This is a genomic window from Rhodococcus sp. NPDC059968 (assembly GCF_042738615.1).
GTDB lineage: Bacteria > Actinomycetota > Actinomycetes > Mycobacteriales > Mycobacteriaceae > Rhodococcus_F.
The window spans coordinates 1-16131 of record NZ_JBHWUE010000154.1; the positions used below are offsets into that span (position 1 = coordinate 1).

The window sequence follows — 16131 nt, forward strand, 5'->3', positions numbered from 1 at the left end:
CCTCATTTCACCGGCAACTCGCCGACCACTGCGTCCAACAACACAACCCACCCTGAACAGCAGAAATGACGCCCACACAAACCTCAGGAGCGCCACATGTGTTCTACCCTAGCGAAATCCCTTGCGCTCCACAAGACCCCGAAGAAGAGCCTGCCGCCTAACCACTCCCCGCGACGATGGCGGGCACGGTGGCGGCGACGATGATTGCGGCGTTGACGGCCTCGACCGAGTTGCGCACGGCCTTGCCTGCCCAGTCCCCTTCGGCGATCTCCTTCGCCTGTTTCTTCACGGCGCGACGATCGGCGTCCGGGAACAGCTTCGGAGCCGCGTCGACCGCGGAAAGCAGCGAGATGAGCGCGGCGGTGCGCGAAGTGGGGGTGACCCCGTCGAGGAGTGCGGCGCTCAGGTCGGACCGCAGCGCGCGTTCGTGGCTTCCGTCGACCTCCGGCCAGCGAGTGGTCGGGAAGATGCCCAGCACCTTGCCCTTCTCCTCCCGGACCCATCCCGCGTCGACGATGCGTTTCGCGAGTTCGTCACGCAGGTTCTTGGCGAGCTTCTCGATGGCTGCTTCCGGTTTCAACGGCTTGGACGTACCGATGAGGTCGACGGCCCGGGCGAGCAGCGGATCCCGCGGCCGCGCTCCGTCCCGGACGACGAGACGCCCCTTCTTCACGTCCTCGCCGGGTTCGGCCGGGGTGACGACATCACCCAGGGCCAGTTCCAGAAGTACGGCACCGGCGAGGACACGCGGCATCCGGGTCCCGTCGACAACGGGCTTTCCCGAAGTGTCGTCGAGCAGCAGCAACAGCAGGTCTTCGGCGAGCAGCGTCATGCTTCCACGATAGGGCGGACGTCGCGGCGAAGTCCGGTGTCCGTTCAGCCGCCCCGGGGAATGTTTGCCGGTTACCGTGAAGGGGAAATGTTCTGAGCACCACCGGACGGTTGTCGGGCACCGCAGTCAAGCACGAGGAGCGGCTATGAGCGCGATCGGACACTGTCGGGCACTGTTGGCGGTCGCCGTCGTTGCGTCGTCGGCCATGTTCGGTCAGGTGGCAGCGGCGTCGGCGGACGTATGGCGAGCCCTTCCAGCCGACAAGCCGGCTTCGGCAGACGGATCCGTCCTCGACCACACCGAGGAGATCGACGACCGTCAACTGAACATGTTCGTCTACTCGGCGGCGATGGATAAAGTGATTCTCCTCGAGGTGATCCGCCCCGCCGACACGAGCGTGCCCCGGCCGACCCTGTACCTGCTCAACGGCGCCGGTGGCGGCGAGGATTCGGCAACCTGGCAGGCGAGGACCGACGTGGTCGACTTCTTCGCCGACAAGAACGTCAACGTCGTCACTCCCGTCGGCGGGGCGTACAGCTACTACACCGACTGGGAGAAGCCCGATCCCGTCCTCGGCGTGAACAAGTGGACCACCTTCCTCACCGAGGAACTCCCCCCGATCGTCGACGCCGCACTCGGAACGAACGGCGAGAATGCCATCGCAGGTCTGTCGATGTCGGGCACATCCGTCCTGAGCCTGGCCGAGGCCGCCCCCTCGCTGTATCGCGCCGTCGGCGCGTTCAGCGGGTGCGCCCAGACGAGCACCAAACCGGGCCGGGACTACGTCACCTTCGTCGTCAGCTTCCGCGGCGGAGACGTCGAGAACATGTGGGGACCGCCCGACGACCCCGCTTGGGTGGCCAACGACCCCGTCGTCAACGCCGAGAAGCTGCGCGGCATCGACTTGTACATCAGCAATGCCACCGGGCTGCCCGGCGTCCACGAGAACCTCAACGGCCCGGACATCAACGGAGATGTGGGCACCCTGGCCAACCAGGTGATCATCGGCGGCATCATCGAGGCCGGTACCAATGAGTGCACCCATCAGCTGGCCGACAGGCTTAACGCTCTGGGAATCCCGGCCACGTTCGACTTCCGGCCCACCGGCACCCACTCGTGGGGCTACTGGCAGGACGACCTGCACAACTCCTGGCCGATGATCGCCGGTTCACTGGGCCTCTGACCGGCCGTCCGGACGGTGTCCCGGACACCCGACGTCGCATAGGGTGTTTCGGGTCACACGACGACGAGAGGACGTGCATCGATGAGCTCCCCGGGGACTACGCCTTCGAGCGACGACCATGGCCAGAGCTACGCCGAGGTGTACCGCCGGAGCACCGACAGTCCCGAGGACTTCTGGCTCGCCGCCGCCGAGGCAGTGGAGTGGGTGAAGCCGCCGACGCGGGCGCTCGACGATTCCGCCGCCCCGATGTACCGCTGGTTTCCGGACGCGTCGCTGAACACCTGCTTCAACGCTCTCGACCGGCACGTCCGGGACGGCAACGGCGATCGGGCGGCGTTGATCTACGACTCGGCGATGGCCCCCGGCGCGTCCCGCACTTACACCTACGCAGAACTTCTCGACGAGGTGTCCCGGTTCGCCGGCGTCCTGAAGGACCAGGGCGTGGTGGCCGGTGACCGGGTGATCGTCTACATGCCGATGATCCCCGAGGCGGCGATCGCGATGCTGGCGTCCGCCCGCATCGGCGCCGTGCACTCGGTGGTGTTCGGCGGTTTCGCCGCGAAGGAACTCGCGACCCGCATCGACGACGCCGGACCGGTGGTCCTTGTGACGGCGTCGGGCGGCCTCGAACCGGGGCGCACCGTCGACTACCTGCCGATGGTGGCGAAGGCGCTGGAGCTGTCCGGCACCCCTCCGCACACGGTGATCGTCAAGGACCGGGCGCAGGTCCCCGGTTCGGCCGCCGACTACCGGGGCGGCGACGCGGCGTGGTTCGACTGGAACGCGCTGATGGCGGATGCGGCACCCGCGGAGCCGGTTCCGGTGGCCGCGACGGACCCGCTGTACATCCTCTACACGTCCGGCACGACCGGGAAGCCGAAGGGCGTGATCCGCGACAACGGTGGGCACGCCGTCGCGCTCACGTGGTCGATGCGCAACATCTACGACATCGGTCCGGGCGACGTGTGGTGGACCGCGTCCGACGTGGGCTGGGTGGTCGGGCACTCGTACATCGTCTACGGGCCGCTCCTGGCCGGTGCCACGTCCGTGCTCTACGAGGGCAAGCCGGTCGGGACCCCGGATGCGGGCGCATTCTGGCGGGTGATCTCCGACCACGGCGTGTCGGCACTGTTCACCGCCCCGACCGCGATCCGCGCCGTACGCAAGGCCGACCCGGACGCGAAGGAGATCGAGAAGTACGACATCTCCTCACTGAAGACGCTGTTCGCGGCAGGCGAGCGCCTCGACCCCGACACGTACGCGTGGGCCACCCGAATCCTGGACCGTCCCGTCGTCGACCACTGGTGGCAGACCGAGACCGGCTGGGCGATCTGCTCCAACCTGCGCGGGCTCGAACCCATGCCGCTGAAGGCCGGCTCCCCCACCGTCCCGGTGCCCGGGTACCGGGTCCAGGTCGTCGACGGTGAAGGGAATGCGGTTCCCGCCGGGACCGAGGGCAACATCGTGATCGGACTGCCGCTGCCCCCCGGCACCCTGGCTGGGCTGTGGCGCGACCCGGAGCGGTACGTGAGGTCGTACCTCGCCACGTTCGACGGCTACTACCTGACCGGCGACTCCGGTTACATCGACGAGGACGGGTACGTGTTCGTCCTCGGCCGCAGCGACGACGTCATCAACGTTGCCGGACATCGGCTTTCGACGGGCAGCATGGAGGCGGTGGTCGCGGGCCACCCGGCGGTGGCCGAGTGTGCGGTGGTCGGGATCCGCGACGAACTCAAGGGCCAGCGGCCCAGCGGCTACGTGGTGCTCAAGGCCGGGGTCGAGATCGACCCGGAGACACTCCGCAACGAATTGGTCGCGATGGTGCGCGAGCAGATCGGCGCCGTCGCCACGTTCCGCGACGTGACGGTCGTGCAGGCGCTGCCCAAGACCCGCTCGGGCAAGATCCTGCGCAAGACGATGCGGCAGATCGCCGACCACGAGGAGTACACGGTGCCCTCCACCATCGAGGACGTCGCCGTTCTCGACGCGCTGAAGAAGCAACTGGGCGGCTGACCTCTCAGACCCGGACGGCCGCGTCGAGTGCGTGATCCACCAGCACCTCGACGCGGTCTGCTTCGAGTGGGTCGAGGTCGAACAGGATGCGGTAGATGATCGGCGCCACGACATGGTCGATCACGTGCTCGACCACGCCCTGCGCGGGTGAGCCGACCGGCTCGCCGCGTCCGAGGATCGTCTCGATCTGGGTGCGGCAGAACGTGGCGCACTTGAACTGATTGGTGCCGTTCTCGGACCTGATGGTGTCGCCGCTCATCACGACGTCGCGCAACGCCGCCCGCCCCACCGGCGAGGACATCTCCTCGAGGTAGTCCTGCGCCCAGGCGACGAGGTCGCCTCGCACACTGCCGGTTTCATGCGGGGACGCGTCTGGACGCAGTCGCTCGAGCGCGACGTCCGCGAACACTTCGGTGATGTCACCCCAGCGCCGGTAGATGGTCGACGGGGTGACCCCTGCGTCGGCGGCGATCATCGGGACGGTGATGTCCGCTCGGTCGCGCTCGTCGAGAAGTTTGCGCGTGGACGCGTGCACCGCCTGCTGGATGCGGGCGCTGCGACCACCGGGGCGTGGACCTGGAGCCGGACTCATACCCCTCATGCTAACGCAAAGATGTTGCATTAAGAATGGCAGCGGCGTAGCGTCCGTTAACGCAAACCTTTTGCATTAACGTTCTCCGGGAGTACGCCATGACGACGCTTGCCGCACCCGAAGCACCACCGACCTCCCGACCCGCAATGCGCCGCGGAGCCGCCTTCACGCTCGTCGCGGTCGTGATCGCCACCCTGCTCGGCGCATCTGCCGCACCGACACCGCTGTACGAGGTGTACCAGTCGAACTGGGGCTTCTCGTCGCTGCAGTCGACGCTGGTCTTCGGCATCTACGCCGTGAGCCTGCTGCTGGCGCTGCTCACCGTCGGGTCGCTCTCGGACTACGTCGGCCGACGGCCTGTGCTGATCACGGCACTCGTGTTCGAGGCCGCCTCGATGATCATGTTCGCGACGGCCGAAGGCATCGGCCTCCTACTGTTCGCCCGCGTCGTGCAGGGTTTCGCGACCGGCGCCGCGATCAGCGCGCTCGGTTCCACACTCCTCGACCTCGAACGCACACCCGGACGCGGCGCCACCGTCAACAGCATCGCCCCCACCGTCGGCCTCGCGCTGGGCGCCATCGGATCGAGCCTGATCAGCGAGCACCTTCCCCGGCCCACCAGCACCGTGTTCCTGGTGTTCTTCGCGCTGTTCCTCGTCGAGATCCTCGGCATCTGGGCCGCCCCCGAGACGGCGGTCCGGCAGAAGGGGGCTCTGGCATCGATGCGGCCCGCGCTCGCGGTCCCGTCCACCGCACTGGGCATGCTCGTCCTCACGGGCCCCTGCCTGGTCGCCGTGTGGGCGCTGGGCGGCTTCTACCTGTCCCTCGGGCCTTCGCTCGCCCGCAATGCACTCGACGTGCACACATCGCTGATCGGCGCCGTCATGGTCGCGACGCTCACCGGGACCGGCGCATTCGCGGTGTTCCTGCTGCGCAACGTGGCGCCGCGGCGCACCCTGTACGTCGGAGCGTCCGCACTCGTCGCCGGGGTCGCCATCACCCTGGTCGGCGCCGAAACGTCCTCGGCGCTGTGGATTCTCGCGGGAACCGCGGTGGCGGGCATCGGGTTCGGCGCCGGCTTCCAGGGCACCGTCCGCACCGTCATGCCGCTCGCCGAACCGCACGAGCGCGCGGGCCTGCTGTCGAGCATCTACGTGATCGCCTACCTCGCCAACAGCGTTCCGGCACTGATCGCCGGATACCTCGTCGGGAAAGTCGGGCTCGTCGACACCACCCGCATCTACGGCGGCCTCGTCATCGTCCTCGCCGCGGCGGCGTTCCTCGGGCTCCTCACGCGCCGAGCGCCCGTGAGTACTTCTTAACCGCCCGCGGTTAACAAGTACTCACGGGGCCTTTATCTCACCGTAGCGGGCGAGGGCCTCCTGCCGTTCGTGGGCGTGGTCGACGATCGGCGGCGGATAGTCCTCGGGGCGGCCGTCTTTCAGAGCGTGAACGGCCTTCCCGCTGATGCCGCGCAGTTCGGGCACCCACCGCCGTACGTACTCGCCGTCGGGGTCGAACTTCTCCCCCTGCGTCGTCGGGTTGAACACCCGGAAGTACGGTGACGCGTCCGTCCCCGATCCCGCGGTCCACTGCCAGCCGTGCTGGTTGTTCGCCAGATCCCCGTCGACAAGCTGGTTCATGAAGTAGCGGGCACCCCGCCACCACGGCAGGTGCAGATCCTTGACGAAGAACGACGCGACGATCATCCGCACCCGATTGTGCATCCAGGCTTCGGCTTTCAGCTGACGCATCCCGGCGTCGACGATCGGGAACCCCGTCCGGCCCTCGCACCACGCCGTGTACGCCTCCTCGGCGTCGGGCCCGCTGTCGTAGCGGATGTGGTCGAAGCGGCGGTCGTAATTTCCGCGGGCACTGTCCGGACGCTGGAAGAGGATGTCGGCGTAGAAGTCCCGCCAGGCGAGCTGCCGCCGGTACTGTTCGGCGCTCTTGCTGCGGCGCCGCGCGAGATCGCGGAGCATCGTCCGCGGATGAATGTTGCCGTACTTCAGGTACACCGACATCCGGCTGGTCGCGTCGAGACCGGGACGGTCCCGCGCATCCTCGTACCCGGCGAGGTCGTCCTCGCAGAACTCCGCCCACCGCTGCAGCGCCGCCGCCTCCCCCGCGGGGCACCCGTCGGATTCCGGTTCGGGGATCGTCACCCGCCGCGCCTTCACGTCGTCCGGGTCCATCCACTCCACCGTCGCAGGCCCAGTGTCGATCGGCGCGCGCCACCCGTGGTCGAGCCACTGTCGGAAGTACGGGGTGAACACGCGGTACGGCTCCCCGTCCGTCTTCGTCACCCGGCCGGGCGCCACGGCATACGGCGAACCGGTGGCCACCAGATCGACGTGCTCGGCGACGGCAGTGTCACGCTCGCGCCCGTAGGGCCCGTAGTCCGCACTCACGTGCACCTCGTCGGCCGACACCTTCTTCGCGACCCTCGGAACCACGTCGACGGGATCGCCCTTCACCACCAGCAATCGGCCGTCGAGTTGGTCGTCCAGTGCGGCGAGACTGCGGAACAGGAAGTCCCGGCGAGCACCACCCGATGTTTGCAGCAGCCGATCGTCGAGGACGAACAGCCCGAGCGAACGCGCCCCCGACTCGGCCACCGTGTGGAGCGTCGGCAGATCGCCGAGCCGGAGGTCGCGCCGGAACCAGACGAGTGCGGTGTCCATACCTGCCACGGTAACGAAGCGCGGGCCGATCAGTTGGTGGAGCGAGCCGAGGACAGCACCGACAGGTACGGCGCGTCGATGTCGTAGTGCTCGAACGCCGACAGCGCCGCGCGGGCGAACGTCCGCTGCACCGCCCACTGCCTGCCGGGCTTGGTCCGCGCGGTGATCCGCAGTGTGACCGATTCCGCGGTCACCGAGTTGACGCCCAGCAGTTCCGGGGGTTCGAGTACGTCGGCCGCGATCGCGTCGCCCTTGGCCGCCTCGGTGACGGCCTCCAGCGCCACCTCACACGCCCGCTGCACGTTGGCGGCGTGCGCGATCGGCAGATCGACCACCGCGACCGCGTAACCCTGGCTCATGTTGCCGACACGCACGATCTCACCGTTGCGGCAGTACCAGAGGGTGCCGTTGACGTCGCGGATCGTGGTGACCCGCAAACCCACCGTCTCGACCGTTCCCACGGCCTCGCCGAGGTCCACGACATCCCCGACACCGTACTGATCCTCGAGCAGCATGAAGATGCCCGACAGGAAGTCCCGGACGAGGTTCTGCGCACCGAAACCGAGTGCGACACCGATCACACCGGCGGACGCGATGAACGGCGCCACGTTGACGCCGAGGACGGCGAGAACCTGGAGCACCACCCAGACGAGCACCACGATCGACACCGTCGATTTGAGCACCGACCCGATCGTCCGGGCGCGTTGCGCGCGGCGCTCGTTGACCATCGCCTCCTTGACGCCACGCGGGGCGCGTTCCCGCAGAGGACGGAGCATTGCCGGTTTGTCCGAAGGCTCCCGGGGCCGCGTCATCCGGTCGATCATCCGGTGCGACGCGAAACGCAGCACGAGCGCCAGGACGACGTAGGTCGCGATCTCGGCCGGCCGGTGAATCAGCCAGTCACGGTTGGTTTCGGTCAGTTCGAATGCCTGCAGTGAGGAAAACATCGACCCCGAGTGTACGGACGAGACACGCTCCCACAACTGCCATCCGCACGCTCAGTGGTCGCGCCCACGGCACAATGCAGGAGTGACCGTCACCGACTCAGCCAGTGTCCTCGTGGTCGACGACGACGAGGACGTGCGGACTTCCCTCGAACGCGGCCTGCGACTGTCCGGATTCACCGTCCTCACGGCCGTCGACGGCGCCGACGCGCTCCGGGTGGTCAGCGAACGACGTCCGGACGCGATGGTGCTGGACATGAACATGCCGGTCATCGACGGCACCGGCGTCGTCACCGCCCTGCGCGCGATGAACAACGACATCCCGATCTGCGTGCTCAGCGCCCGCGATACCGTCGACGACCGCATCTCCGGCCTGGAGTCCGGCGCCGACGACTATCTGGTCAAGCCGTTCGTCCTCGCCGAACTGATCGCCCGGATCCGGGCGATGCTGCGGCGGCACGGATCGACGGCCGCCGCGCCGGCCGACTCGCCCGCGACCCCACCGATCCGCATCGGTGCGCTCGAGATCCGGATGTCCGCACGCAGGGTGTTCATGGCGGGCGAGGAGGTCACGCTGACAAAACGGGAATTCGAACTCCTCGAGGTTCTCGCCCGCAACGTCGGCATCGTGCTGAGCCGTGAGCGGCTCCTCGAACTGGTGTGGGGGTACGACTTCGTCGCCGACACCAACGTGGTGGACGTGTTCGTCGGCTACCTGCGTCGCAAGTTCGAAGTCGGTGGTCAGCCGCGCATCCTGCACACGGTCCGCGGAGTCGGATTCGTGCTCCGGGAACCGTCGTGAAACGGTCGTTCTCGCTCCGGACCCGCGTCGCCGCCGCGACGGCGCTGGGGGCGACGATCATCGTCGTGGCGCTCGGCATCCTGGTGTCGCTGGCGATCAACCGGAACAACCTGTCGCAACTCGACCGGCGGCTGGAGACGGCATCGGACGTCCTGGTGCCCAACGCCGCCACCGCGGGGCTGTTCCTCGGGGCGCTCGGCGACAAGGGCGCGTTCGCCATCACGATCCGTTCGGCCGACGGCGACACCGTGCTCGTCAGCACCCCCACCCAGTTACCCGAATTGGACCCGGGCACGCAGACCGTCGAGGTCGGTGACACGAAGTACCGGGCGTACACGGCAACCGTGCCGTTTCTCGGCACCCGGATCTCCCTGGCCGTGCCGTACGCCGAGGCGCAGGACGTGACATCCGAGCAGCAACGGCAGGTGGCCCTCGTCGGCGTCCTCGCCGTCGCCGCGGCCAGCGGTCTCGGCTGGTTGTTCGGAGGACGTGCCGTGCGCCCGCTGGTCGACCTGACCGGCCGCATCGTGCGCCGCGAACCGAAGCTGACGCCCACGACCTCCGGCGTCCGAGAGGCGGACGAACTGGCCTCCGCCGCGGAATCCATGCTGCGCGACGTCGCCGAGGCGCAGGACGCGACCACCGCCGCACTCGCCACCGCACGCGACTTCGCCGCCGTGTCGGCGCACGAACTCCGCACGCCGCTCACCGCGATGCGCACCGACCTCGAGGTCCTCACCACACACGACCTGACGCAGCCGCAGCGGGACGAGATCTACCGGGACCTCGCCCGCTCGCAGGGCCGGGTGGAATCGACGCTGTCCGACCTCGAGCGCCTCGCCCGCGGCGAACTGTCCACCGACAAGGACTTCGTGGACTGCGACCTCGTCGACATCAGCGACCTCGCCGCCGAGGAGGCGATGCGTCACAATCCCGGACTGCAGGTGACCGTCGACGCAACCCCGGTGACGGTCCGGGGCATGCCCGGTGGGCTGCGCCTCACCTTGGACAACGCCATCAAGAACGCGGTCCGGCACGGCGGCGCGACCGCGGTGACGATCACGCTGAGAGCGGCCGACGGCATCACCACCATCGTGGTCGACGACAACGGGTCGGGAGTGCCCGAGGCCGAACGGGCCGTGGTGTTCGAACGGTTCCACCGCGGTTCCAACGCGACGAAGAGCGGGTCGGGCCTCGGCCTCGCGCTCGTCGCTCAGCAGGCGGCACTGCACAACGGCAGCGCACGTTTCGAGGTCAGCCCGCTCGGTGGCGCACGCCTCGTCGTCGAACTCCACACCGACACCACACACCAGCCCCCGAAAGCAGAAACACGGAAAGCACAAAGCCCCGCCTCACCCTGAGGTGATGCGGGGCTTTCGGTGCTGCGGAGACTATTCCTTCACGTCCAGCAGGTCGATCATGAAGACCAGCGTCTTGCCGGACAGCTGATGTCCGGCGCCGGCGGGACCGTAGGCCAGCTCCGGCGGGATCGTGAGCTGACGTCGTCCGCCGACCTTCATGCCGGGGATGCCGTCCTGCCAGCCCTTGATGAGACCGCGCAGCGGGAACTGGATGGACTCGCCGCGGCTCCAGGAGGAGTCGAACTCCTCGCCGGACTCGAACTCGACGCCGACGTAGTGCACCTCGACGGTGCCCCCGGGGACGGCCTCTGCGCCGTCTCCGACCACCACGTCCTTGATGACCAGGTCGGTCGGGGCGGGTCCGTCTTGGAACTCGATCTCGGGCTTGGTCATATGTCCTCCTCGGTGAGGGCTCTATGGTTCGGCACAGGTATTCGCGATCAGCGACCTGTGACGTCCTTGTAGTCACGCTCGGTGTAACCGGTGTAGATCTGGCGCGGACGGCCGATCTTCGTAGCGGGATCTTCGTGCATCTCGCGCCAGTGTGCAATCCACCCGGGCAAGCGGCCCATGGCGAACAGAACGGTGAACATGCGCGTGGGGAAGCCCATCGCGCGGTAGATCAGACCCGTGTAGAAGTCGACGTTCGGGTACAGCTTGCGCTCGACGAAGTAGTCGTCGGTGAGCGCCGCCTCTTCGAGCGCCATCGCGATGTCGAGCAGCTCGTCGTCGCCGCCGAGCTTCGCGAGGATGGTGTGTGCCGTCTGCTTGACGATCGCCGCGCGCGGGTCGTAGTTGCGGTAGACGCGGTGCCCGAAGCCCATGAGCTTCACACCGTCTTCCTTGTTCTTGACCTTGCGGACGAAGTCGTCCGCGTTGCTGCCGCTGGCCTTGATCTCGTCGAGCATCTCCAGCACGGCCTGGTTGGCGCCGCCGTGCAGCGGGCCCCAGAGTGCGTTGATGCCACCCGAGATCGAGGTGAAAAGGTTGGCGTCGGAAGAGCCGACCAACCGCACCGTCGACGTCGAGCAGTTCTGCTCGTGGTCGGCGTGCAGGATCAGCAGCATGTCGAGAGCCTTGGCGATCTCGGGATCGATCTCGTAGGGCTCCGCGGGGAAGCCGAACGTCATCCGGAGGAAGTTCTCGACCAGGTTCAGGGAGTTGTCCGGGTACAGGAACGGCTGCCCGACGGACTTCTTGTACGCGTAGGCCGCGATGGTCGGCAGCTTCGCGAGAAGACGGATGGTCGACAACTCGACCTGTTCCGGGTCGGCCGGATCCAGGGAGTCCTGGTAGTACGCGGACAGCGCGTTGACGGCGCTGGACAGGACCGGCATCGGGTGCGCGTTCCGCGGGAATCCGTCGAAGAACCTCTTGAGGTCCTCGTGCAGCAGCGTGTGGCGCCGGATCCGGTCGGTGAACGACTCGAGCTGCGCCGTGGTGGGCAGCTCACCGTAGATCAGCAGATAGCTGACCTCGATGAAGGTCGACTTCCCGGCCAGCTGTTCGATCGGGTACCCGCGGTAGCGGAGAATCCCGTGCTCACCGTCGATGTAGGTGATCGCGGAGCTGGTGGAGGCGGTATTGACGAAACCCGGGTCCAGGGTGGTGTACCCGGTGCTGGCGAGCAGCTTGCCCAGTTCGATACCGTCATTGCCCTCGGTTGCCCTGGCAATGGACATCGTGTGCTCACCACCAGGGTAGGTAAGCGTGGGCTTTGTGTCATTGTCAGGCACGAAGCATCCCTCTCAAGCTCAAACCAATGAGTAACAACTTCATTCAGGTAGAAACTAGTCCCACTCTGGCCTGCGTGCCGAAGGCGGGTCCGCTCAGAGCCCGTGATCCGGGTCCGCCGCGGGATGCGCGGCGACCACGGAGAAGGGTCGTCGAACGGGATCGGCGAGTGTCCGATTTGCCCGCACGGCGCGGGAGCGGAATCGGCGAGGGCCAGTTACCCGAGACTGGACTGGCCGCGTTACCTGCACAGATGCCGAATACGGCGGAGAACGCACACCGCGACGCCCCCCGCGGTGAGGGACGAACAGACGGGTGGGGCAGAGCCCGGCAGACGCGACAGAAGAACCCCCGCCCGACGTATCGGCCGGACAGCGACCGGTGTTACACCGTCTCACCAAGTGGGCACCCGATGCTCGAAAGTTGAACCGCTACGACCCCAGCGCGGACATGCCCCACGCACCGGTCCACTGCTGCCCCGGAGCGAGCACCAACTGATCGATCCCGGAGTTGAACGCGTCCGGCGGGCACGTCATCGGTTCGAGCGCAAGCGCCCGCCCGCGGCCCGGATACGACTTACCGGCGTCGGGATCCGCGACGAACGCCTGCAGCCAGCCGAACTCGCGGGCCGCCCACAGGACCGTTCCGGTGCCGTCCGGCGCGCGCAATTCGTGCCGCGACCTGCCGTCCGCGTCGACGTCCAGCGCACTGAACGGGGTGTCGAGAGCGACGCCCGCCAGCGTGCGCGGGCTGGTGAAGTCGTATTCGGTGCCTGCCACGGGCTGCGAACCCCCACTCGGCAGCATGCGCTCGTCGAGGGGCAGCCGGGTGCCGGCGGACAGGTGCAGCGTGCACTCGTCGAGCGGGACGTCGCCGGCGCGGACGTAGGAGTGGAAGCCCATCCCGAACGGAGCCGGGATGGCTCCCGTGTTGGTGGCGGTGTGCGTCACGGTCAGGCCGTCGTCGCCCAGGACATACGCGACGGTGAGATGCAGCGGGTACGGCCACCCCTTGTGGAGGCCGACGTCGATCGACAACTCGATGCGGTCGTCGGCGTGATTCACGACACGCCAGTCCCGGCGGCGGACGAATCCGTGACTCGCATTGCCGAACGTCGGTTCCGTGATCTCGAGCTGATGGTCGATGCCGTCGAAGACGAACTGGCCGTCGCGGATCCGGTTGGGCCACGGCGCGAGGATCAACCCCGCCGACAACGGTGGCCGGGTTCCGATCTCCCACGTCTCGGTGAGCGACATCGGTCCCTCCGGACCATCCCATTCGAGTAGCCGGAGTCCGGCGCCGGTGGCCGCGATGCCGGCGCGGTAGCCGCCTCCCCGGATCTCGAATCCGGCCGTTGCAGGCCTGTCCGTCTTCGAAGACTGCGGTTCACCCATGCACTTCAGTGTGCCCGAGATGGGCACGAGATATGTGATGGCGCACGGGAACTTAGCGAGTGACCTTGTAACGCACCAGTGCCGGGAACGCGAGCGCGGCGATCACCACACCGACGACGACGAGGACTCCGCCGCCCGCGGCAGCCACGCTCGTTCCGACCGCCGCGGCGGCCGCGCCGTGCATGACGTCACCGATCCGCGGGCCACCGGCAACGACGACGATGAAGACGCCCTGAAGTCGTCCGCGCATCTCGTCCGTGGCGACCTGCTGGAGCATGGTGCTGCGGAACGCGGCGGAGACCATGTCGACGGCACCACCGAATGCGAGGAACGCGAGAGCGATCCACAACAGGACCGGACTGTCGCCGGGTGACGCGATCCCCACCACCACGCCGAAGCCCACCATCGCGACACCCCACAGCACGATGCACACGATCACGGCGAGGCCCTGGCGCCGGACCCTCGGCAGCCACCCGGAGAACACCCCACCGGCCACCGCGCCGAACGACATCGCCGCGAACAGCAGTCCGAGCGCGACACCGCCCGATGCCGGGTCGCCGAACGTGTCGTGCGCGATCTGCGGGAACAACGCCCGCGGCATGCCGAACACCATGGCGATGATGTCGACGACGAACGACGCGAGCAGCACCTTCTGCGTCGCGAGGTAGGCGAACCCGTCGAACACCTCGCGCAGCCCGGCCCGGCGCGACTCCCCCGTCGGCGGGATGGCAGGCAACCGGAGCACCGCCCACAGCGTGGCCAGGAGGGCGATCGAATCGACGAGATACAGCGTCGACAGCCCGACCGTCGGAATCATCACGCCGGCGAGCAGCGGTCCGGCAATGGCGCCGAACTGCATGACCGTCATGTTGAGCGAGTTGGCGGCGGCCAACTGTTCCGCCGGGATGAGCCGCGGTATGATCGCGCTGCGGGTGGGCTGGTTGACCGCGAAGAACGCCTGTTGCAACGCCAGCAGCCCGAGTACCAGCCACACGTTGTCCAGGCCCAGCGCCGCCTGCACCCAGAACAGCACGGATGTGGCACCGAGTCCGACGGTGGTGATCGTCAGCAGCTTCCGCCGGTCCATGACGTCGGCCAACGCGCCGCCCCACAACCCGAACACGATCAGCGGTACCAGCGCGAAGACACCGGTCAGACCCACGTACGCCGAGCTGCGGGTGATCTCGTACACCTGCTGCGGCACGGCGACGACACTGAGTTGTCCGCCGATCACCGTCACGATTCCGGCCGTCCACAGGCGGCGGTAGTCCCGGTTCTGCAGCGGCGCCGTGTCGGCGAGCAGCCGCCGCTTCTTCTTCTCGGTGGCGGTCTCGGTCATTCTTCCCTTAGCTCGTTTCCCATACTCACTATTCCCTGGCGGTCACGGCTGCAGTCGCTCCACCGTCCACGAGCCGTCGACCAGCGACGTCCGGATGCGGTTGTGCATCCGGTTGGCGCGGCCCTGCCAGAACTCCACGACCGCGGGGCGGATCAGGATTCCGCCCCAGTCCGGCCGGACCGGGATGTCGACGTCGACGGGGAAACGCTCCGCCGCGTGCAGCAGCGCGGCATCCAGTTCGGCCCGCGAACCGATCGGCCGCGACTGCTCGGAGGCCCACGCCCCCAGCCGGGATCCGCGGGGCCTGCTGTGCCAGTACTCGTCCGTGACCTCGGCACTCACACGCTCGACCGGACCGCGGACGGTGATCTGCCGGGCGACGGGCACCCAGGTGAACGTCACCGACGCGTACGGCACCGCCTCCAGCTGGCGGCCCTTGTCCGAGTCGTAGTTGGTGAAAAACAGCACACCGTCGGCACTCAATCCCTTGCAGAGGACGGTGCGGGTGCACGGATGTCCGTGCTCGTCGACGGTTCCGAGTGTCATCGCGTTGGGTTCGGGAACCCCGGCCTCCACGGCGTCCTCGAGCCACCGGCGCATCAGGGGAAGCCAGCCGTCGCTCACCTGGTCGACGTCCAGATCGGAGTCGTCGTACCGTCCGTCAGCGACCTGGTGTCCGTAACCGACCCGCATCGCCGCGAGGTCCTTGTTCACCGGTTTCGGCTGTTCTGCATCTGGAGACACAGCCGAGAACGCTACTCCCGGGTATGCACTGATCAACTCTCCGGTGACACCGGCTAAAGTTTTGGGGACCGAACCCGTCCCCTCGGATTGCAGCCGCGATCGTGCGATGCCCGGGGAAGGGAAGTCGATTGCGCGGACGAAGGTGCCTGCCCATCCCGCACGCACGCTCAGCGCAATTGTCGAACGCCGAGACAGTGCCGCTCTGACCGGGGGCACTCGAACGAGGAGAGTCCACGAGCTATGTCAGCTAGCGCTGCAATACCGGACGATTTCGTCAGCGGACTGGAAGGCGTGGTCGCGTTCACCAGCGACATCGCCGAACCCGACAAGGACGGCGGCGCCCTGCGCTACCGCGGCGTCGACATCGAAGAACTCGTCGAGGGGCACGTCACCTTCGGCAACGTGTGGGCCCTGCTCGTCGACGGCCGCTTCGGCCCCGGACTGCCCCCGGCCGAACCGTTCCCCCTGCCCGTGCACACCGGCGACGTCCGCGTCGACGTCCAGGC

15 protein-coding genes are annotated in these 16131 nt (G+C 67.7%); 6 read left to right on the top strand and 9 right to left on the bottom strand.

Going from position 1 to position 16131, the window contains the following annotated elements:
- Nucleotides 1–157: 157 nt before the first annotated feature.
- A complete protein-coding gene (locus ACFWAY_RS49900; protein WP_378516002.1) occupies nucleotides 158–832 on the bottom strand; it encodes a GPP34 family phosphoprotein in 675 nt (224 codons plus the stop codon).
- 145 nt (nucleotides 833–977) lie between these two features.
- Here ACFWAY_RS49900 and ACFWAY_RS49905 point away from each other — a divergent pair, with 145 nt between their 5' ends.
- Both ACFWAY_RS49905 and ACFWAY_RS49910 read left to right on the top strand, forming a co-directional pair.
- Nucleotides 978–2015, top strand: coding sequence for an alpha/beta hydrolase (locus ACFWAY_RS49905; RefSeq protein ID WP_378516003.1), 1038 nt, complete (start codon nucleotides 978–980; stop codon nucleotides 2013–2015).
- 81 nt (nucleotides 2016–2096) lie between these two features.
- On the top strand, nucleotides 2097–4031 hold the full coding sequence (locus ACFWAY_RS49910) for a propionyl-CoA synthetase (RefSeq protein WP_378457036.1): 1935 nt from the start codon (nucleotides 2097–2099) through the stop codon (nucleotides 4029–4031).
- A gap of 4 nt (nucleotides 4032–4035) precedes the next feature.
- Here ACFWAY_RS49910 and ACFWAY_RS49915 read toward each other — a convergent pair whose 3' ends face one another.
- Complete coding sequence (locus tag ACFWAY_RS49915) at nucleotides 4036–4623, bottom strand: TetR/AcrR family transcriptional regulator (RefSeq protein WP_378457035.1); 588 nt, start codon at nucleotides 4621–4623, stop codon at nucleotides 4036–4038.
- Between the two features lie 98 nt (nucleotides 4624–4721).
- Between ACFWAY_RS49915 and ACFWAY_RS49920 the strand changes: the two genes are divergently transcribed.
- Nucleotides 4722–5945, top strand: coding sequence for an MFS transporter (locus tag ACFWAY_RS49920; RefSeq protein ID WP_378516004.1), 1224 nt, complete (start codon nucleotides 4722–4724; stop codon nucleotides 5943–5945).
- A gap of 21 nt (nucleotides 5946–5966) precedes the next feature.
- Here the strand turns inward: ACFWAY_RS49920 and ACFWAY_RS49925 are convergent, their stop codons facing one another.
- Nucleotides 5967–7307: a cryptochrome/photolyase family protein gene (locus ACFWAY_RS49925; protein ID WP_378516005.1), complete on the bottom strand. Its 1341-nt coding sequence runs from the start codon at nucleotides 7305–7307 to the stop codon at nucleotides 5967–5969.
- A 29-nt stretch (nucleotides 7308–7336) separates the two neighbouring features.
- Complete coding sequence (locus ACFWAY_RS49930; protein ID WP_378516006.1) at nucleotides 7337–8254, bottom strand: mechanosensitive ion channel family protein; 918 nt, start codon at nucleotides 8252–8254, stop codon at nucleotides 7337–7339.
- Between the two features lie 82 nt (nucleotides 8255–8336).
- Between ACFWAY_RS49930 and ACFWAY_RS49935 the strand changes: the two genes are divergently transcribed.
- Nucleotides 8337–9053 carry a response regulator transcription factor gene (locus tag ACFWAY_RS49935; protein ID WP_378457031.1) on the top strand — a complete coding sequence of 239 codons (717 nt, stop codon included), beginning with the start codon at nucleotides 8337–8339 and terminating at the stop codon, nucleotides 9051–9053.
- On the top strand, nucleotides 9050–10414 hold the full coding sequence (locus tag ACFWAY_RS49940; protein ID WP_378516007.1) for a sensor histidine kinase: 1365 nt from the start codon (nucleotides 9050–9052) through the stop codon (nucleotides 10412–10414). The genes ACFWAY_RS49935 and ACFWAY_RS49940 overlap by 4 nt, the downstream gene beginning before the upstream one ends.
- Before the next feature lie 30 nt (nucleotides 10415–10444).
- Here ACFWAY_RS49940 and ACFWAY_RS49945 read toward each other — a convergent pair whose 3' ends face one another.
- The 5 genes from ACFWAY_RS49945 to pdxH all read right to left on the bottom strand — a co-directional run bounded on the left by ACFWAY_RS49945 (nucleotide 10445) and on the right by pdxH (nucleotide 15595).
- Nucleotides 10445–10807: an FKBP-type peptidyl-prolyl cis-trans isomerase gene (locus ACFWAY_RS49945; protein ID WP_005244090.1), complete on the bottom strand. Its 363-nt coding sequence runs from the start codon at nucleotides 10805–10807 to the stop codon at nucleotides 10445–10447.
- A gap of 47 nt (nucleotides 10808–10854) precedes the next feature.
- On the bottom strand, nucleotides 10855–12150 hold the full coding sequence (locus ACFWAY_RS49950) for a citrate synthase (RefSeq protein WP_378457029.1): 1296 nt from the start codon (nucleotides 12148–12150) through the stop codon (nucleotides 10855–10857).
- 429 nt (nucleotides 12151–12579) lie between these two features.
- Nucleotides 12580–13542, bottom strand: a complete 963-nt coding sequence (locus tag ACFWAY_RS49955) for an aldose 1-epimerase family protein (RefSeq protein ID WP_378516008.1) — start codon at nucleotides 13540–13542, stop codon at nucleotides 12580–12582.
- A gap of 52 nt (nucleotides 13543–13594) precedes the next feature.
- Nucleotides 13595–14881 carry an MFS transporter gene (locus tag ACFWAY_RS49960; RefSeq protein ID WP_378516009.1) on the bottom strand — a complete coding sequence of 429 codons (1287 nt, stop codon included), beginning with the start codon at nucleotides 14879–14881 and terminating at the stop codon, nucleotides 13595–13597.
- A 42-nt stretch (nucleotides 14882–14923) separates the two neighbouring features.
- The gene (gene pdxH / locus ACFWAY_RS49965) at nucleotides 14924–15595 is read right to left on the bottom strand and encodes a pyridoxamine 5'-phosphate oxidase (protein WP_378457072.1); all 672 of its coding nucleotides are present in this window, start codon (nucleotides 15593–15595) and stop codon (nucleotides 14924–14926) included.
- Nucleotides 15596–15865: 270 nt separating this feature from the next.
- Between pdxH and ACFWAY_RS49970 the strand changes: the two genes are divergently transcribed.
- Nucleotides 15866–16131, top strand: a 266-nt coding sequence (locus tag ACFWAY_RS49970) for a citrate/2-methylcitrate synthase (RefSeq protein WP_378516010.1), incomplete at its 3' end; no start/stop codon positions are given.

Coding starts and splice junctions, on each gene's coding strand:
- ACFWAY_RS49900 (WP_378516002.1), bottom strand. CDS start 832: ATGACGCTGCTCGCCGAAGACCTGCTGTTGCTGCTGCTCGACGACACT.
- ACFWAY_RS49915 (WP_378457035.1), bottom strand. CDS start 4,623: ATGAGTCCGGCTCCAGGTCCACGCCCCGGTGGTCGCAGCGCCCGCATC.
- ACFWAY_RS49925 (WP_378516005.1), bottom strand. CDS start 7,307: ATGGACACCGCACTCGTCTGGTTCCGGCGCGACCTCCGGCTCGGCGAT.
- ACFWAY_RS49910 (WP_378457036.1), top strand. CDS start 2,097: ATGAGCTCCCCGGGGACTACGCCTTCGAGCGACGACCATGGCCAGAGC.
- ACFWAY_RS49960 (WP_378516009.1), bottom strand. CDS start 14,881: ATGACCGAGACCGCCACCGAGAAGAAGAAGCGGCGGCTGCTCGCCGAC.
- ACFWAY_RS49945 (WP_005244090.1), bottom strand. CDS start 10,807: ATGACCAAGCCCGAGATCGAGTTCCAAGACGGACCCGCCCCGACCGAC.
- ACFWAY_RS49905 (WP_378516003.1), top strand. CDS start 978: ATGAGCGCGATCGGACACTGTCGGGCACTGTTGGCGGTCGCCGTCGTT.
- ACFWAY_RS49920 (WP_378516004.1), top strand. CDS start 4,722: ATGACGACGCTTGCCGCACCCGAAGCACCACCGACCTCCCGACCCGCA.
- ACFWAY_RS49930 (WP_378516006.1), bottom strand. CDS start 8,254: ATGTTTTCCTCACTGCAGGCATTCGAACTGACCGAAACCAACCGTGAC.
- ACFWAY_RS49955 (WP_378516008.1), bottom strand. CDS start 13,542: ATGGGTGAACCGCAGTCTTCGAAGACGGACAGGCCTGCAACGGCCGGA.